The organism is Luteimonas vadosa, from assembly GCF_039543545.1.
In the GTDB taxonomy this organism is placed as follows: domain Bacteria; phylum Pseudomonadota; class Gammaproteobacteria; order Xanthomonadales; family Xanthomonadaceae; genus Luteimonas; species Luteimonas vadosa.
In genome coordinates, this window is record NZ_BAABJY010000002.1 from 120,410 (window position 1) to 137,844 (window position 17,435).

Here is a 17,435-nt window from a genome sequence, read left to right on the forward strand (position 1 = left end):
ATGCATACCTCGATCATCCAACCCTCCCTGCCAGTGAGCCGCCGGCAATCGGGCACCGTGCTCGTCACGGCGATCGTCCTGCTCCTGCTGGCAGGGGTCATGACGTTGCTGGCCTTGAATGTCGGCGTGTTCGAGCAGCGCACCACCGGTAACGACCTCCGCGCCAAGATGACGCACGAGGTGGCCGAGGCGGGCCTCGCGCAGGGCTTCGAGTTCCTGATGCGGCAGAACGCGAACTGGATTGAGGACAACACGCGTTGGGAAAAATGCGGGTCGACGGATACTTCGTTTCCCTGCGGCGCCCTGGAGCGATTCGAGCCGGACGGAGTCACGGAGCGGCGCTCGACCTTCTACCGTCTGAGGGCCACCAACAATCCGATCGGGAGCCTGGCACCGGAGATGACGCGCCACATGCTGCCCCTGACCGCCACCATGGCAACGGCCGGGAACGGCGAGCCGGTCGAGTATGGCGTCGCACCCTTGCTCTGCCGTGCGGAGCGTCCGAATGCGGCCGATCCGCCCACCACGCCCATCCGCTGCGGCGACGGCACCGGCTCGTTGATCACCGACCTGGAGATCGTCACCTTCGTCAGCGTCGCCAGCATTCCCGGCGACGCCGCCCGCACCACGCTGACCCAGACCATTGGCAACTACCCGCTGCTCAGCGACCTGCTCGGCAAACCGCCGCTCACCACCTCGGGTTCTGCCGACCTGACCGGCGGACTCCAGGTCGTCACCAACCCCAACGCGGGCGGCACCGGCGTGCCGGTGTCGGTCTGGACCCGCCGCGACGTGCAGAAGACCGGTACGCCCAATACTTGCTATGCGGACGAGTTCTTCCGTTACACCAAGAACAACGTCACGCCCACGCTGGAGCCCGCGACCTGCCCGGTGGCCGGTTGCAAGCAAAGCATCCGGTGCGATGCGTGCCAGTGCGATGTCAACGGCGCACCGACGACCCTGTCCTATGACAACAGCGGCAACGTGCAGGACGAGGGCATTGATATCCTCGACGTCGAGACCGGTACCAACTCCTCCAATTTCGGGACCGGAACCAACCACAACGTCAAGAGCGATGCGCTGACCCATCCGGTCTGCGAGTTCCCGCCTGACATGTTCAAGTTCGTCTTCGGCATCGATACCTGGCGCGACACCAACGCCGACTGCTTCGGCGACACCAAGATCATGACGCAGTACGCCAATCCGAACACGGGCGTGCTGGTCGGCATGGGCGCGGACGAGCGCTGGCTGTTCGAGAACGCGGCACGCATCATCCCGGCGAACGATGCCGCGCACACCTATAGCGGCGTGCCGTCCGCGAGCCTACTCAAGCCTGGCCAATCGGCGACCAATGCGATTTTCGGCCCCGCAGCTTCGGGGATCATCTGGTGCCAGACCGGCTGCAACATCGGTTCGAACGTCGAGGTCGGCTCGCAGCAGAATCCGGTCATCCTGATCCTCGACGGCCCCATCGATATCCGGGGCATTGTCTGGGGCTTCATCTTCGTCCGCGACACCGGGACCACGCTCAGCCCGGCGACCGGTGCCAGTTCCGCTGCCGCCTGCCCGAACAATTGCGCCGTCCAGATGAACGCCGGGGCCGTGGTCTACGGCGCCATGGTCGTGCAGGGACAGATCAAGGCCAACGGTACGGCGGCCGTCGTCTACGACGGCGACGTCCTGGGCAACATCATGGCGAACCTGCCACCGAAGTCCGCGACCCTGCCGGGTGCGTGGAACGACCGGCGATCCTACTGACGGGGCATGACCATGCGAAACCACATGAACTCTTCACGCGCGCATCGGGGATTCAGCCTGATCGAGGTCCTGGTCGCCGTCGTCATCCTGTCCACGGGCCTGCTGGCGCTGGCGGCGTTGCAGGGAAGCCTGACCAAGGCTTCCGCCGACGCCAAGGTGCGCACCCAGGTGGCAAGCCTCCTGCAGGGGCACCTCGACCAGATCAGGACGACCGGGTACCCCGCGCCGGGTACCGTCACCGATACCTGCGCGACCAACGCCGGCGGGGATTTCGTGCCGACGGCGTTCTGCACGCAGAACGGGCTCGCCGGGATGTCCGTCACGCGGACGATCACACGGTTCACCAGCCCGGCGGGCGGCGCGTTCGCCAGTCCCGGGAATGCCACTGATCCCGCGCAATTCGCCCGGGTGACGCTGGCCGCGACCTGGACGGATGCCAACGGCGCGACCAACCGGCGACTGGCGATGACGTCCGACATCAGCGCCCTCGCGCTGGAGGACGAGATCATCGTGCCGCCCGACGACAGCGGGCAGGGCGGGCAATCGCCGATCGTCCGTCAGCTGACCCCCGCGACCGCGGGCGTGATCCCGATCGCGATGGGTGGCAACGATGCCACGGCCGCGACCAACCCGAAGCCGGAGTTGGTCGGCCAGCGCAACAACCAGAAAGTGGTCTCGACCAACTTCAATGTCCTGACGTACACGAACGAAGGCAGCAATATCGTGCGCGTGCAGCGCCGGATCGAGAATTCCCTCGTCAAGTGTTCCTGCCAATACGGGGCAGGCGGGACGAACCTGCCGCTGATCTTCCGTGCGCCGCAATGGCCCGCGATCTGGACCGGCGACGCCTACGAGGTTTACAAGCCGGATCCGGCCGCGACCGCGCCCGGGGCGACCCTCGCCAACCCGGCCGGCCCGACCCCCGGCGTCGACCAGAGCGCGCTCTGCCAGGAGTGCTGTCGCGACCACCATGACGTGGCATCGAACCTCGTCAAGTTCGATCCCGAGCGGACCACCAATGGCGTAAGCAAGTACCGCCGCGACAACAGCAACGCGCTGGTGACCGTGAATCCGACCAACAACCAGACCTACCTCAACGCCTGCCGCGTGATCCGCGTGGACGGCTTCTGGCGGACGGCGGCGGACACGTACCAGCGCCAGTTCGGATTGCTGGAGACGGAGACGGTGAATTTGGGTCAGGCACGCACGGGCTTGCCGACGGCAACCGCCACCACGGCCTATACCGGTTTCGTGAGGGACTACCTGAAGCAATACAACGGCACGTTTGCGAGCGGGCCCCCGATTTCGGCAGATACGATGTTCAATACGCCGAGCCGTGGCTTGAACAATCCCTCCACCGTGCTCATCGCCAGCGTCAGTGCCACGGACTACCGCTACCTCCATGGCCGTGGGCTCTACGTCGACTACCTGGAGGCGAAGGCACGGCAGAGGCTGCAGGACGTGCTGGCCGACACCGGGCAACGGGGCCGTTGCCCCCAGACGCCCACGGCAACGCCAATCGAGGAGTGCATCCTGCCCTACCTGCCGTTCACCACCGTCAACCTGACGGAGATCGCGCAGTGGCTGGCAAGCGACACGACCGTATTGACGGTGAATAGCCGGAACCTGCTCGCCACGAACCCCGCGCAACCTTCCGGAAGCCGCACCATCGGCCGAAAGATCGGAACCTCGGACAATACCGGCAGCGCGCGCAAGTCGAACTCGGGCATCGCGATTATCGCCAGCGTCGACCGTAACCAGGAGTTGATCGACCTGCAGGTCGGCGGCGTCGATCCGACCGACGACAGCGACATCGCCTCCGACGTCCAGCCCTTCCTGGTCGGCGGCATCGTCACCACCAAGGATAGCTTCGACGTCCGCGTCAGCGGCGGCGGTCTCGCACCACGCGTCTTCTACAGCCTTAACCTGGACGTCGGCGAGTGCCTGAAGCCCGCGAACAGCGACCATCGCTGCGTCACGAACTCGATACTCCCGCTGGGCGGCTCGATCAGGCTGGAGAACTACTGGATCGAGACAACCACGACGCTCTCCCGGACCACCACCTGTTTGTTCAACGGGAGCCCACGCACCGCGACGGACACCATCCCGGTGCCGACGTTCCGCAACTACGCGGTGACTTCGGTGACCCGCAACGGTTCCGCCTTCGGAACGATCGGCGCGGCCGCCAACGACGGCAAGACCTCCGAAACCACCACGATCACCTTCGGGTCCGTCGGCGCTAACGACCTGCTCGTGGCGACCCTGACTGAACAGGCCGGCAGTCCCACCTACGCGACGATCGCCAGTTGCACCACCAACGGCGGCGGGAACCAGATCAACAACATCGTCTGGACGAAGCCCTGGACGTTGCCCTGACTGCGCGGTTGACGGCACTCCGGGCGGGCCGCAGAATATGCGGCCCGCCCGAATAGCTCAGCTGGTTAGAGCACTTGACTGTTAATCAGGGGGTCGTTGGTTCGAGTCCAACTTCGGGCGCCAGATGCGGCCAGTACCGGCAAAAGCCAGCCTTCGGGCTGGTTTTTGCGTTCCTGGGCCGGCCTCGGGCGTCGTGGCGGCCAGGCCCGGTTCGCACGCTGGTCGGCGTCAGGGCAAAGCCAGCACGCAGCGATCGGCGGCGGCCTGGCTGGGGCGGCCCGCACGCAGGCGGCCGTCGTTCGCCAGGACCAGCGTAGTGGCGTGCGCCGGTCCGCGGCGGTCGCACAGGGTAAACGTCACGTTGGACCCGGCGTTGCCGCCATTGGGCTGGAAGACGAGGCGGGTCCGGCCGGAGGTGGACTGCAGGCGCACGTTGTCGTCCAGCGCAGGAGCCTTGTGGAGGAGTATTTCGCCGGCATCGCGATTGCGATTCCCGTTCGCGTCGGCAAACGCCATCCAGCCGCCGCTCCAGTCCAGGTCGCCGCTGCAGGTCAGCTTCGACTGATCGGGGCAGGCGACGACCTCCACCGTTGCAAGCGCGGAGTATCGGACCGCCTCGAGCAGGGTGGCGGCAAGCTGCCCCCTCGCGGCGCTGCCGTGGGCCGCCGCCGATGCCCCGGTCCAGGCCGATACCGCCACGACCAGCAACACCGCTACCACGCACAGCGCGGCCAAGGCCTCGATCAACGTGAATCCGGCAATGCGCCTCGACATGGGGGCTCCTGCGGCGGGGGGTCTGGGACAGGTTGCATCGCATTGGGCCCGGTGAGGATCGGGCCCATGATGTCGCTGGGGTAGGGAAATCCCCCGGGTGAATGTCAGCCGTGGATTGGACGGGATGACACTCCCGCAGGCCCGCGGCACGGGCCGGTGCCGCCGTCTGGAAAAGGCAAGCGCCAATGTTTTCTGCTGCTGCCACGGCCACCTAGGAGCGGGCGCCCCGGCGGCGCCAGAGCGATGCCCCCCGTCGGTGAACCGGCGGACGCGGCCCACATGGGCAGACGGGTGACGATAGACTGGCCGATGCTTCCCACGGGTATCCCATGAACGACGCCAAGCAAGATGCCGCGCCAGCCCCGGATCGGTTCCGCCTCGTCTCGCCGTACTCTCCTGCCGGCGACCAACCGCAGGCAATCGAGCGGCTCATCGACGGATTCGAGGCCGGGCTCGCCCACCAGACGCTGCTCGGCGTCACCGGCTCGGGCAAGACCTACACCATCGCCAACGTGATCCAGGCGGTGCAGAAGCCGACCCTGGTGATGGCGCCCAACAAGACGCTCGCGGCGCAGCTGTATGGCGAATTCAAGTCGTTCTTTCCGCACAACGCGGTGGAGTACTTCGTCAGCTACTACGACTACTACCAGCCCGAGGCCTACATCCCCTCCTCGGATACGTTCATCGACAAGGACAGCTCGATCAACGAGCACATCGAGCAGATGCGGCTGTCGGCGACCAAGGCGTTGCTCGAGCGCCGCGACGCGATCATCGTGTGCACGGTGTCAGCGATCTACGGCCTCGGCGACCCCAACGAATACTTCAAGATGGTCCTGCACATGGTGCGCGGCGAGCGCATCGACCAGCGCGAGCTGATACGCCGCCTGACCGAGATGCAGTACACGCGCAACGACACCGAGTTGCGCCGTGCCACCTACCGCGTACGGGGCGAGGTGATCGACGTGCATCCGGCCGAGTCCGACGCCGAGGCGCTGCGCATCGAACTGTTCGATGGCGAGATCGAGAAGCTGACGTTGTTCGACCCGCTCACCGGCGAGACGATGCGCACCCTTCCTCGTTACACCATCTATCCCAAGTCGCATTACGTCACCACCCGGCGCACCGTGCTCGACGCGATCGAGGCGATCAAGGCGGAGTTGCCGCCCCGGCTGGAGCACTTCTACGCGGAGAACAAGCTGGTCGAGGCGCAGCGGCTGGCACAGCGCACGCAGTTCGACCTGGAGATGATGGCCGAGGTCGGCTACTGCAACGGCATCGAGAACTACTCGCGACACCTGACCGGGCGCATGCCCGGCGAGGCCCCGCCATGCCTGTTCGACTACCTGCCGCCCGACGCGCTGCTGGTGGTCGACGAGTCGCACGTGACCGTGCCGCAGATCGGCGCGATGTACAAGGGCGACCGCTCGCGCAAGGAGACGCTGGTGGAATTCGGTTTCCGGCTGCCGTCGGCGCTGGACAACCGGCCGCTGCGCTTCGAGGAGTGGGAGCTGCGTTCGCCGCGCACGATCTTCGTCTCGGCCACCCCGCGCGACTACGAGCGCCAGAAATCCGAAGGGCAGGTGGTGGAGCTGGTCGTGCGGCCGACCGGGCTGGTCGACCCGGAAGTGGAGATCCGCCCCGTCGCCACGCAGGTCGACGACGTCCTCGGCGAGATCAGCGCGCGCGTGGCGATGGGCGACCGCGTGCTCATCACCACGCTGACCAAGCGCATGGCAGAGAACCTCACCGAGTACCTCGCCGAGCACGACGTGCGCGTCCGTTACCTGCATTCCGACGTGGACACGGTCGAACGCGTCGAGATCATCCGCGACCTGCGCCTTGGCAAGTTCGACGTCCTGGTCGGGATCAACCTGCTGCGCGAGGGCCTGGACATGCCCGAGGTGTCGCTGGTTGCGATCCTCGACGCCGACAAGGAGGGATTCCTGCGGTCGGCCGGCTCGCTGATCCAGACCATCGGCCGCGCCGCGCGCAACCTGCGCGGCAAGGCGATCCTGTACGCGGATCGCATCACCGCTTCGATGCAGGCAGCCATCGACGAAACCGACCGCCGCCGGCAGAAGCAGGTCGAGTACAACCTCGAGCACGGCATCACCCCGAGGAGCATCGAGCGTGCGGTGATGGACGTGATGGAGGGGGCGCGCAGCGAGCCCGCGCTGGTGAAGAAGGGGGGCACGCGGCGGGTGGCGGAGGCGTCCGAGGATTACGCCGCGCTCGATCCCGCCCAGATGGCCGCCAAGGTCAAGGCGTTGGAGCAGCGGATGTACGAGCACGCGCGCGACCTGGAGTTCGAGGACGCCGCGCGCGTGCGCGACCAGATCCGGCGCCTCAAGGATGTCGCGCTGCGCACTTGAATCGTGGCTCCGCGGTCCCGGTGGCCCAGCGCGGAAACATTGGCTTCACCCCCTTGGTGGGACAGTGGGCGCCCCCACCAAGGAGCAGTCGCATGGGTCTTTTCGATTTCGTCAGGAACGCCGGCAAGAAGATCTTCGGCAAGGACGACGACAAGCAGGACGTGACCAAGCCGCTTAGCACGCATCTTCGCGAGCATGGCATCGATCCATCCGGCATCCAGTTCAAGTTCGAGGGGGATGGCACCGTCGTGATGACGGGCGTCGTCCCAGACCAGGAGACGCGCGAGAAGGCGGTCCTCGTCGTCGGAAACGTGGAAGGCGTGGCGCGCGTGGACGACCGGCTGTGGATCGGTGCCAAAGGCTCGGCCCCGGGCGCCGGCACGACGGTCGAGCATGGCTCGGCAGGCAGCCAGACCGGGTGGTCCTCCAGGACGTATACGGTGAAGTCCGGCGACACCTTGTCCAAGATCGCCAAGGAGATGTACGGGGACGCCGGCAAGTACCCGCAGATCTTCGAGGCGAACCGGCCCATGCTCAAGGACCCGGACGAGATCTACCCCGGACAGGTGCTGCGCATCCCGAACTGAGCCGATCCGATCCTGGCCGCCGAGGGGGGCGCGCCCGGCTTGCCGGGTTGGGGGCCGACGGGCTAAACTCCGCGCCCCTTGCCGGTGGTTTTCCGCCGGCCAGCGGGCGGTTAGCTCAGCGGTAGAGCACTACCTTGACATGGTAGGGGTCACAGGTTCGAACCCTGTACCGCCCACCACTCCCTGGGGGTGGATTTCGGCAACGGCGCGGCGTCCCGTCCGCGCCGTTTGCGTTTCCGGGGCGCGCAGCCGGCGGCATGCGGCAACGTCTCCCCCATTCGCCGCCCGGCCCGACAGGCTTCCTGCGACATTCCCTGCGACATTCCGGCCGAGACGCCGTCCTCAGACGAGCATCCGGGCAGCGAACAGCTTCTCGTAGTCCGGTCGGCACGCCTCCGCGACGGCTGCCGCATCCCCTGTCAGCCCGACCGATCGGCGAGCGGGCGGTCCGAATCCGGTCGAGGACAGCACGGCGTCGTACCAGTAGGGCGCCCAGACGCCGTCGCTTTCGCGGGGCCCTGGCGGCCAGGACAGCATGTCCGCGAGGAAATCGATGCCCAGCTCCTCGCACAGGGCCCGCAGGTGCGATTCCGGGTCGCGCAGGAATTCGCCGGAGTCGATCACCGGCGGTGGGATGCCGTCCGCGGAGAGCCGCTCGAACAGCAGCGCCTGCTGGGGACTACCGATGTCCTCGGGGCTGACGGTGTCGCGGGTGCGCAGGTAGGAGGCGACGACCTGGGCCGGGTCGCGGATCAACAGCACGTTGTGCAACCTGCCGATCCAGCTGAGGTCCATGCCCGGCAGCAGGTGGTGGGTCATGTGTTTCTGGTACCAGATCGGCCGCTCGCCGGGCGCGGGCCCGTTGGCCAGCGCATCGACCACCCGCCGCCAGTCGCAGTCGCCGGCCGCGATGACCTCGTCGCGCCCGGGATGGTCGGCGCCCGTCGCGGACAGGTAATGGGCATACAGGGGCTCGTCGCTGACCGCGCAGTCGGGACGGTTTGCCCAGGCCCGCATCATCGCGGTGGAGATGTTGCGCGGACCGCTCCACATCGCGATGCGCAACGGTTGCGCGGTCGCCCTCATGCCAGCCGGACGCCGGCGCGGAACGCCGCGTCGCGGTCCGCCAGCTCCCGATACAGGCGTTGCAGGCGCTCGACCATCGGTCCGCGTCCGTCGCTGATCGCCCGCCCGTCGATCTCGCGCACCGGCACCACGCCGGCGAAAGTGCCGGTGACGAAGGCCTCGCTGGCGCCGTAGGCCTCGGTCAGGCTGAAGTTCTTCTCCCGGGCGGGGATGTCGTGCTGGCGGCACAGGCGCAGCACGTTGTCGCGGGTGATGCCGCCAAGGCAGTAGTCGCCAGTCGAGGTCCAGACCTCGTCCCGGCGCACGATGAAGAAGTGGGTCGAATTGCAGGTCGCGACGAAGCCATGTGGATCCAGCATCAAGGCCTCGTCGGCTCCCGCGGTATACGCCTGGATGCAGGCGGTGATGCAGTTGAGCTTGCTGTGGCTGTTGAGCTTGGGGTCCTGCACGTCCGGGTAGCCACGGCGGACATGGACCGTGGCGAGGCGAATCCCGCGCTCGATGATGGCCGGTTGCGGCGTCTTGTACTCCGGGATGATGACCACGGTCGCCTTGCCGACGGTCAATCGCGGGTCCTGGTACGGGGTGAGCTTCGTGCCTCGGGTGACCATCAGCCGGACGTGGACGCCATCCTCCATGGCGTTTGCGGCCAGCGTGTCGTGGATCGCGCCGGCCAGCGCGCCGCGGTCGAGTCCCACGTCCAGCGCGATCGCCTTGGCGCCCTCGTAGAGGCGATCCAGGTGGGCGTCGAGGAACAGGGGCTGGCCCTGGTGCACGCGCAGGCCCTCCCAAACGCCGTCGCCGAGCACGAAGCCGCCGTCGAACACCGAGACCATGGCCTGGTCGCGCGGCTTGAACTCCCCGTTGACGTAGATGCGGACGTGCGCGTTGCGGGGGTCGTCGACGAAATCGTGCGTGCCGTGGGCCATGCGCTACTCCCGGTGTCCAGCCGATGGTAACCAAGCCCGCCGGGCCTGGGGATTGCGTTGACTTGGCCCGTCCCAGCCACTAAGTTTGCCGCAGCGACACATCCACTAGGCGGCCCGCGGCAACGCCGGCCGAGCGTGCGACATGGACACTACCACCGCCCAAGCTTGAGCCGTCCCGAGGCATCCGCATCCCGCAGGCGCCCTCGTGGCGCTTTTTTGTTGCCCCACGGCCGGGCCAGGCCCCGCCGCACCGTCCGACCTTCTCCTGCGCAGACCCAAGAGCCGCACCCATGATCAACATCACGCTCCCCGACGGCAGCCGCCGCAGCTTCGACCATCCCGTGTCCGTCATGGACGTGGCCCGCGACATCGGCCCGGGCCTGGCCAAGGCCACCGTGGCCGGCAAGGTCGACGGCCGCCTGGTCGATGCCTGCGACACCATCGACCATGACGCGGCGCTGCAGATCATCACGCCGAAGGATGCGGAAGGCGTCGAGATCATCCGGCATTCGGCGGCGCACCTGGTCGGGCACGCGGTGAAGCAGCTGTACCCGGACGCCAAGATGGTGATCGGCCCGGTGATCGAGGAAGGCTTCTATTACGACATTTGGCACGAACGCCCCTTCACGCCCGAGGACCTGGCCGCGATCGAGAAGCGGATGGGCGAACTGATCGAGACCGAGTACGACGTCGTCAAGAAGATGACGCCCCGCCAAGAGGTGATCGACACCTTCACGGCGCGTGGCGAGGACTACAAGCTGCGCCTGATCGCCGACATGGACGACGACGTCACCCACATGGGCCTGTACCACCATGAGGAGTACGTCGACATGTGCCGGGGTCCGCACGTGCCCAACACGCGCTTCCTGAAGGCCTTCAAGCTGACGCGCATCTCGGGGGCCTACTGGCGCGGCGACGCGAAGAACGAGCAGTTGCAGCGCATCTATGGCACGGCCTGGGCCGACAAGAAGCAGCTCTCGGCCTACATCCAGCGCATCGAGGAGGCCGAAAAGCGCGACCACCGGCGCATTGCGCGGCAGCAGGACCTGTTCCACCTCCAGGAGGAGGCGCCCGGCCTGATCTTCTGGCATCCCAAGGGTTGGGCGATCTGGCAGGTCGTCGAGCAGCACATGCGCCGGGTCTATCGCGACAGCGGCTACGCGGAGGTCCGCTGCCCGCAGATCCTGGACGTCGCCTTGTGGAAGAAGTCCGGGCACTGGGACAACTACAAGGACAACATGTTCTTCACCGAGTCCGAGAAGCGGACCTACGCGCTCAAGCCGATGAACTGCCCGGGGCACGTCCAGGTGTTCAACCAGGGCCTGCACAGCTACCGGGACCTGCCGATCCGCTACGGCGAGTTCGGCGCCTGCCACCGCGACGAGCCCTCAGGCGCGCTGCACGGCATCCTGCGGGTGCGCGGCTTCACCCAGGACGACGGCCACGTGTTCTGCACGGAAGACCAGGTCGAGGGGGAGGTCACCGCCTTCCACCGGCAGGCCATGCAGGTCTACGGCGACTTCGGCTTCGAGGACGTCCAGCTCAAGATCGCCCTGCGCCCGGAGTCGCGGCTGGGGGAGGATGCCACCTGGGACAAGGCCGAGGAGGCGCTTAGAGCGGCCTTGCGGTCGGCCGGGGTGGAATGGGAGGAGCTGCCGGGCGAGGGCGCGTTCTACGGGCCCAAGATCGAGTACCACCTCCGCGACGCCATCGGCCGGACCTGGCAGCTGGGCACCATGCAGGTCGACTTCATGATGCCGGAGCGGCTCGGGGCCGAGTACGTCGACGAAGCCAGCCAGAAGCGCCATCCGGTGATGCTCCACAGGGCCATCGTCGGCTCCATGGAGCGCTTCATCGGCATCCTGATCGAGCACCACGCCGGGAGCCTGCCGGCATGGCTGGCGCCGGTCCAGGCGGTGGTGATGAACATCACCGACGCCCAGGCTGACTGGGTGGGCGAGGTCCGGAAAACCCTTGCAAATCAAGGCTTCCGGGTCGCCGCGGATTTGCGCAACGAGAAGATCGGCTATAAGATCCGCGAGCACACGTTGCAGCGCGTGCCGTACCTGCTCGTGGCCGGGGACCGCGAGAAGGAAAACGGGACGATTGCCGTGCGCACGCGGTCGGGGGAAGATCTGGGGACGATGACGGTCACGGACTTCGCCGCGCGCTTGCGCAGCGGGCACGCAGCGGCATGATGCATTGAAACAGGGGCGCGCCCGGCGAGGGCGCGCACCCGCAGCCCCGGAAGCTTCGCGCGTCCGGCACGAGTCACTTTGGAGATCGACACAATCAGCAACCTTGATAAGCAGCATCGCAGGAACCAGGACATTCGCGTCCCGAATGTCCGCGTCATCGGCGACGACGGAGAAATGATCGGCGTACTGACGCGCGAGGAGGCCCTGCAGAAGGCCCAGGACGCCGGCCTCGACCTGGTCGAGATCCAGCCGCACGCCGATCCGCCGGTCTGCCGGATCATGGACTTCGGAAAGTTCAAGTTCGAGGCCCAGAAGAAGGCCAACGCGGCCAAGAAGAAGCAGAAGCAGGTCGAGATCAAGGAAGTGAAGTTCCGGCCGGTCACCGATGTCGGCGACTACGAAATCAAGATGCGCAAGATGCGCGCCTTCCTGGAAGACGGCGACAAGATCAAGGTGAACATCCGCTTCCGCGGCCGCGAGATGAGCCACCAGGAGCTGGGCCGCGAGATGGCCGCACGGATCGAGGCCGATCTTGGCGAGGACATCGTCGTCGAGTCCCGCCCTCGGCTGGAAGGCCGCCAGATGGTGATGATGATCGCCCCCAAGAAGAAGACCTGATCCCGTACAGCACGCGCATGCGGACCCTTTCTCCTGCGCAGCGCGGGATGGGAATGGGGTGGAGGAGCGCTGCTGGCGCGGGTAATCCGCGTCGCACCCCGATGAACGCGCTCCCGCGCCTCCTCGCGAAGTGCGGAGGGGAGCGGCGCCGCGGCGGGCGGCTCGTCCTCCACCGGTCGCGCATCGTCATGTCGTGACGGGGCCATGGCCGGGAAATCGCACCCGGGAGGATCGAGCGCCGTCCAGGCGAGGCAGGCCGCCCGCCAAACCGCGCCTGCCGGGACGGAACCCGCTGATTCGCAAGGAAACATTGCAAGCCGGCCGCACAGCCGCCATAATGGCCGGCCCGGTGCGCCGGGACAGCCCGTAGGGCACCAGGACCCCTCGTCGATCCGCCCAGGATCAACGACTTACAACCGGCAAGGGCAGGACGGAAAGCGTGGCGACAGCCACCGCCCAGGCCAGTATCGATTTCGCAAGGACACTCCAATGCCTAAGATCAAGACACATCGGGGCGCGGCCAAGCGCTTCCGGAAGACGGCTTCCGGCAAGTACAAATGCGGCCACGCCAATCGCAGCCACATCCTCACCAAGAAGGCGACCAAGCGGAAGCGCAACCTCCGGCAGACGAACCATGTTCGTGCCGAGGACGCGGGCCGCCTGGACCGCATGCTTCCCTACTTGTGAGGAGATAAGAAATGGCACGAGTCAAACGTGGTGTACAGGCGCGCCGGCGCCACAAGAAGGTCCTCAAGCAGGCGAAGGGTTACTACCACGCCCGCCGCAAGGTGTTCCGCGTCGCCAAGCAGGCGGTCACCAAGGCGCTGCAGTACGCCTACATCGGCCGCAAGCAGAAGAAGCGCAACTTCCGCTCGCTGTGGATCACCCGCATCAACGCGGCGGCCCGCATCAATGGCATGAGCTACAGCCGCTTCATCAATGGCCTCCTGAAGGCCGGCATCACCCTGGATCGCAAGGTGCTGGCGGACATCGCCGTGCACGACGCCAAGGGCTTTGCCGCGTTGGCGGAGAAGGCCAAGGGCGCGCTCGCAGCGTAAGTTCGTCGACCCCGGGCGGCCTGCGCCGCGGCGCAGGCTGGTGGGGTTCGCCAACGAGGTACACGCATGGGGAAGGGCGCAAGTCCTTCCCCATGTTCGTTTTCGGGGATTGCCTGATCGACACGGCCACCGAGTTGGACGGCCGGCGAACGATCCAGCCGCCATCCGTTGCAGCCGCACCTGAGAGGGGCCAAGGCTGTGCGAGGATGGCGATTCGTTTGGGAATGACCGTCAAATGAGCGACATCGAATCGTTATCGGCGCAGGCGCTAGCCGACATCGCGGAGGCTCGAACGCCGGAGGTCCTGGAGGCCCTGCGCGTCTCCCTGCTGGGCAAGCAGGGCAGCATCACCGCGCAACTCAAGACCCTGGGCGCGTTGCCGGGGGACCAGCGCAAGGCGGCCGGCGAGGCGATCAATCGCGTGCGGGACAGCATCGGCGCGGCATTGTCGGAGCGCAAGGCGGCGCTGGAGGATGCGGCGCTCGACGCCCGGCTCGCGACCGAGTCCATCGATGTGACCTTGCCCGGGCGCGATTCGGGGCTGGGCGGATTGCACCCGATCAGCCGGACCATGGAGCGGATCGCGCAGATCTTCGGCCAGCTCGGATACGAGTCCGCGGACGGTCCCGAGATCGAGGACGACTGGCACAACTTCGAGGCCCTGAACTTCCCGCCCCACCACCCGGCGCGGGCGATGCACGACACCTTCTATTTCGACGACGGCCGGCTGCTGCGCACGCACACCTCCGGGGTGCAGGTGCGCTACATGCAGGACCTCCTGGCAGCGGGCGGGGCGCCCCCTCTGCGGATGATCGCGCTGGGCAAGGTCTACCGCTCCGATTCCGACCAGACGCATACGCCGATGTTCCACCAGTGCGAGGGGCTGCTCGTCGACGAGCACGCCAGCTTCGCCGACCTCAAGGGCACGCTCGCCGCCTTCGTCCGTGCCTTCTTCGAGCGCGATTTCGAGATGCGATTCCGGCCCAGCTACTTCCCATTCACCGAGCCATCGGCCGAGGTCGACATCGCCTGGCAGCAGGCCGATGGTTCGTCGCGCTGGCTGGAAGTGCTCGGCTGCGGCATGGTGCACCCAGCCGTGCTGCGCAACGTCGGGATCGATCCGGAGCGCTACACGGGTTTCGCGTTCGGCATGGGCGTGGAGCGGCTGGCGATGCTGCGCTACGGCGTCGACGACCTGCGCAGCTTCTTCGAGAACGACGTGCGCTTCCTGCGCCTGTTCGCATGAGAACGCCGCGATGAAATTCTCCGAAAACTGGCTTCGGCAGCACGTTCGCATCGACGACACTCGCGAGCGGCTCGTGGAGACGCTCACCGCCATCGGCCTGGAGGTCGAGGATGTCGCACCGCTGGGCGAATCGCTGGACGGCATCGTGGTGGGGCGGATCGTCGAATGCGCCCCGCATCCGCAGGCCGATCGGCTGCAGGTGTGCCAGGTGGACGCGGGGACCGGGGCGCCTCTGCAGGTCGTGTGCGGCGCGCCGAACGTACGAGCAGGCCTGTGCGCGCCGCTGGCGCTGGTCGGCGCCACCGTCGGGGCGATGCGGATCAAGGCCGCCGAGCTGCGTGGCGTGGCGTCGAACGGCATGCTCTGTTCGGCCAAGGAACTCGGGCTGGACGAGGACGCCTCCGGCCTGCTCGAATTGCCCGCCGATGCGCCCGCGGGCACGCCGCTGTCCGATTACCTCGGCCTGCCGGACGCCAGCATCGAACTGAAGCTGACCCCCAATCGTGCCGACTGCTTCAGCCTGCGCGGCATCGCGTTCGATGTCGCCGCCGCCTGCGGAGGCATGGCGGTGGAATCCGTGGCCACGCCGATGCCGGCCCTCGGGGAGGGGAGCGTGGCGGTCGAGCTGGACGCTGGCGCCGACGCGCCTCGCTACGTGGGGCGCGTGATCGCCAACCTCGATCCCGGGGCCAGGACCCCGGTGTGGATGGCCGAACGCCTGCGCCGCAGCGGCATCCGCCCGCTGTCGTTGCTGGTGGATGTCACCCAGTACGTGATGCTGGAAACCGGCCAGCCCATGCATGCGTTCGATCGCGACCTGCTGCAGGGTCCGGTCGGCGTGCGCCGGGCCCGCGACGGCGAGACGCTGACCCTGCTCGACGGACGCGACGCGCGGCTCGACGACGGCTTCCTGGTCATCACCGACGGGAACGGCACCAGCGGCGGTCGCCCGATCGCCCTGGCCGGCGTGATGGGCGGTCTCGACACCCGGGTCACCACGGACACCCGCAACGTGTTCCTCGAAGCTGCGCATTTCGCCCCGTCGGCGATCATCGGCCGGGGCCGCAAGCTGGGGCTGCACACCGACGCCTCGCATCGCTTCGAACGCGGCGTCGACCCCGAGTTGCCGCGCACCGCCATCGAGATCGCCACGCGGCTGATCGTCGAGATCGCGGGCGGCGCGCCCGAGCCCGTCGTGGAGGCCGTGCTGCCGGAACACCTGCCGAAACCCGTGCGCATCGGCTTGCGCCGCGACCGCCTGCAACGGGTGCTGGGACTCCGGATCGAGGACACGGAGGTCGAGCGCATCCTGCGTGCCCTCGGACTGGCCGTGGAAGCGGATGGACAGGGATGGCAGGTGACGCCGCCCGCGCGCCGCTTCGACCTGGCCATCGAGGAAGACCTGATCGAGGAAGTCGCCCGCATCCATGGCTACGACGCCATTCCGGCGACCCTCCCCGGCGGCGCGACCCGGTTGGTGGTGGCGCCGGAGAGTGAGCTCGCCGAGGCGGACCTGCGCCGCCAGATGGTGGCCCGGGACTTCATCGAAGCGGTGAACTACGCATTCGTGGACGCGAACCTGCTCGAGACATGGCAGGCGTCCGAGTCCAGCGTCCCGCTCGCCAATCCGCTCAGCGCGGAACTCGGCGCGATGCGCACGCACCTCCTGCCCGGGCTGGTCGACGCGCTGGCGCGCAACGCGGCGCGCCAGCAGGCGCGCGTACGCCTGTTCGAACTGGGGAAGGTGTTCGCGCGCGCCAGCGGGGACGCCGGCCTGGCGCCGGTCGAGACGCGGCGCATCGCGGCCGCTGCCATCGGCGACGCCCGGGCCGCGCATTGGGATGCCGCATCGCGCCCCGTCGACTTCCATGACCTCAAGGGCGACCTCGAGAGCCTGGCCGGATTGTCGGGCGCGTCCCTCCGGTATCGACCCTCCTCGGCGGCGTGGGGCCATCCCGGCCGCTCCGCCGACGTTTACGCCAGCAATGATGGCGAGGACGTCCACGTCGGCTGGATCGGCGAGCTGCATCCACGGCTCCTGCGCGCGCTCGACCTCGACCATCGGGTGCTTGCCTTCGAGGCCGACCTGGCGGTGCTGCAGCGCCGCAGGATTCCGGGCGCAAGACCGTTGTCGAAGTTCCCGTCCGTCCGCCGGGACCTCGCGTTCGTCGTTCCCGAGGACGTGGCGTGGGCAGCGGTGTCAGGCACCGTGCGAGCAGCGGCAGGCCCCGTGCTGCGTGGCCTGGAGCTGTTCGACCGCTACGTCGGCAAGGGGGTCGAAAGCGGTTGCAAGAGTTTGGCCATGGGCTTGATTCTGCAGGAAGATTCCCGCACTCTGACCGACCGCGAAGTGGACGAGGTGGTGGCCCGGGTCATCGCAGCGTTGCAAGGGGACCATGGCGCGGTGATGCGCGGCTGATGTTGCTCAGGGGG

General features: G+C 67.4%; 13 protein-coding genes and 2 tRNA genes. 12 read left to right on the forward strand and 3 right to left on the reverse strand.

Features of this window, described 5'->3' with window-relative positions:
• The 3 genes from ABD970_RS06375 to ABD970_RS06385 all read left to right on the forward strand — a co-directional run bounded on the left by ABD970_RS06375 (position 1) and on the right by ABD970_RS06385 (position 4,257).
• Entirely contained in the window at positions 1–1,758 is a 1,758-nt protein-coding gene (locus ABD970_RS06375; protein ID WP_345294691.1) for a pilus assembly PilX family protein, read from the forward strand.
• A 24-nt stretch (positions 1,759–1,782) separates the two neighbouring features.
• Positions 1,783–4,134 (forward strand): prepilin-type N-terminal cleavage/methylation domain-containing protein, encoded by a 2,352-nt coding sequence (locus tag ABD970_RS06380; protein ID WP_345294692.1) that lies wholly within the window; start codon positions 1,783–1,785, stop codon positions 4,132–4,134.
• A gap of 46 nt (positions 4,135–4,180) precedes the next feature.
• Positions 4,181–4,257 (forward strand) — tRNA-Asn (locus tag ABD970_RS06385).
• A 105-nt stretch (positions 4,258–4,362) separates the two neighbouring features.
• Here ABD970_RS06385 and ABD970_RS06390 read toward each other — a convergent pair.
• Entirely contained in the window at positions 4,363–4,908 is a 546-nt protein-coding gene (locus ABD970_RS06390) for a GspH/FimT family protein (RefSeq protein ID WP_345294693.1), read from the reverse strand.
• 329 nt (positions 4,909–5,237) lie between these two features.
• Between ABD970_RS06390 and uvrB the strand changes: the two genes are divergently transcribed.
• The 3 genes from uvrB to ABD970_RS06405 all read left to right on the forward strand — a co-directional run bounded on the left by uvrB (position 5,238) and on the right by ABD970_RS06405 (position 8,046).
• Positions 5,238–7,280: an excinuclease ABC subunit UvrB gene (gene uvrB, locus ABD970_RS06395; RefSeq protein ID WP_345294694.1), complete on the forward strand. Its 2,043-nt coding sequence runs from the start codon at positions 5,238–5,240 to the stop codon at positions 7,278–7,280.
• A 92-nt stretch (positions 7,281–7,372) separates the two neighbouring features.
• Entirely contained in the window at positions 7,373–7,867 is a 495-nt protein-coding gene (gene lysM / locus ABD970_RS06400; protein ID WP_345294695.1) for a peptidoglycan-binding protein LysM, read from the forward strand.
• 104 nt (positions 7,868–7,971) lie between these two features.
• Positions 7,972–8,046 (forward strand) — tRNA-Val (locus ABD970_RS06405).
• A 163-nt stretch (positions 8,047–8,209) separates the two neighbouring features.
• Here the strand turns inward: ABD970_RS06405 and ABD970_RS06410 are convergent.
• Positions 8,210–8,953, reverse strand: coding sequence for a sulfotransferase-like domain-containing protein (locus ABD970_RS06410; protein ID WP_345294696.1), 744 nt, complete (start codon positions 8,951–8,953; stop codon positions 8,210–8,212).
• On the reverse strand, positions 8,950–9,882 hold the full coding sequence (locus ABD970_RS06415) for an aminotransferase class IV (RefSeq protein WP_345294697.1): 933 nt from the start codon (positions 9,880–9,882) through the stop codon (positions 8,950–8,952). Before ABD970_RS06415 ends, ABD970_RS06410 begins: the two co-directional genes overlap by 4 nt.
• 290 nt (positions 9,883–10,172) lie before the next feature.
• On the opposite strand from ABD970_RS06415, the gene thrS reads away from it, so the two are divergent.
• The 6 genes from thrS (at position 10,173) to pheT (ending at position 17,421) form a co-directional block, all read left to right on the forward strand.
• Complete coding sequence (gene thrS, locus ABD970_RS06420) at positions 10,173–12,080, forward strand: threonine--tRNA ligase (RefSeq protein WP_345294698.1); 1,908 nt, start codon at positions 10,173–10,175, stop codon at positions 12,078–12,080.
• 84 nt (positions 12,081–12,164) lie between these two features.
• Complete coding sequence (gene infC, locus ABD970_RS06425; protein WP_345295661.1) at positions 12,165–12,698, forward strand: translation initiation factor IF-3; 534 nt, start codon at positions 12,165–12,167, stop codon at positions 12,696–12,698.
• Positions 12,699–13,187: 489 nt separating this feature from the next.
• Positions 13,188–13,385: a 50S ribosomal protein L35 gene (gene rpmI / locus ABD970_RS06430; protein ID WP_166295503.1), complete on the forward strand. Its 198-nt coding sequence runs from the start codon at positions 13,188–13,190 to the stop codon at positions 13,383–13,385.
• 11 nt (positions 13,386–13,396) lie between these two features.
• A complete protein-coding gene (gene rplT, locus ABD970_RS06435; RefSeq protein WP_345294699.1) occupies positions 13,397–13,756 on the forward strand; it encodes a 50S ribosomal protein L20 in 360 nt (119 codons plus the stop codon).
• A 235-nt stretch (positions 13,757–13,991) separates the two neighbouring features.
• Positions 13,992–15,002 carry a phenylalanine--tRNA ligase subunit alpha gene (pheS, locus tag ABD970_RS06440; protein ID WP_345294700.1) on the forward strand — a complete coding sequence of 337 codons (1,011 nt, stop codon included), beginning with the start codon at positions 13,992–13,994 and terminating at the stop codon, positions 15,000–15,002.
• 10 nt (positions 15,003–15,012) lie between these two features.
• Complete coding sequence (gene pheT / locus ABD970_RS06445) at positions 15,013–17,421, forward strand: phenylalanine--tRNA ligase subunit beta (RefSeq protein WP_345294701.1); 2,409 nt, start codon at positions 15,013–15,015, stop codon at positions 17,419–17,421.
• Positions 17,422–17,435 lie beyond the last annotated feature (14 nt).

Coding starts and splice junctions, on each gene's coding strand:
- ABD970_RS06375 (WP_345294691.1), top strand. CDS start 1: ATGCATACCTCGATCATCCAACCCTCCCTGCCAGTGAGCCGCCGGCAA.
- uvrB (WP_345294694.1), top strand. CDS start 5,238: ATGAACGACGCCAAGCAAGATGCCGCGCCAGCCCCGGATCGGTTCCGC.
- thrS (WP_345294698.1), top strand. CDS start 10,173: ATGATCAACATCACGCTCCCCGACGGCAGCCGCCGCAGCTTCGACCAT.
- lysM (WP_345294695.1), top strand. CDS start 7,373: ATGGGTCTTTTCGATTTCGTCAGGAACGCCGGCAAGAAGATCTTCGGC.
- pheT (WP_345294701.1), top strand. CDS start 15,013: ATGAAATTCTCCGAAAACTGGCTTCGGCAGCACGTTCGCATCGACGAC.
- ABD970_RS06390 (WP_345294693.1), bottom strand. CDS start 4,908: ATGTCGAGGCGCATTGCCGGATTCACGTTGATCGAGGCCTTGGCCGCG.
- rplT (WP_345294699.1), top strand. CDS start 13,397: ATGGCACGAGTCAAACGTGGTGTACAGGCGCGCCGGCGCCACAAGAAG.
- ABD970_RS06410 (WP_345294696.1), bottom strand. CDS start 8,953: ATGAGGGCGACCGCGCAACCGTTGCGCATCGCGATGTGGAGCGGTCCG.
- rpmI (WP_166295503.1), top strand. CDS start 13,188: ATGCCTAAGATCAAGACACATCGGGGCGCGGCCAAGCGCTTCCGGAAG.
- ABD970_RS06380 (WP_345294692.1), top strand. CDS start 1,783: ATGAACTCTTCACGCGCGCATCGGGGATTCAGCCTGATCGAGGTCCTG.
- ABD970_RS06415 (WP_345294697.1), bottom strand. CDS start 9,882: ATGGCCCACGGCACGCACGATTTCGTCGACGACCCCCGCAACGCGCAC.
- pheS (WP_345294700.1), top strand. CDS start 13,992: ATGAGCGACATCGAATCGTTATCGGCGCAGGCGCTAGCCGACATCGCG.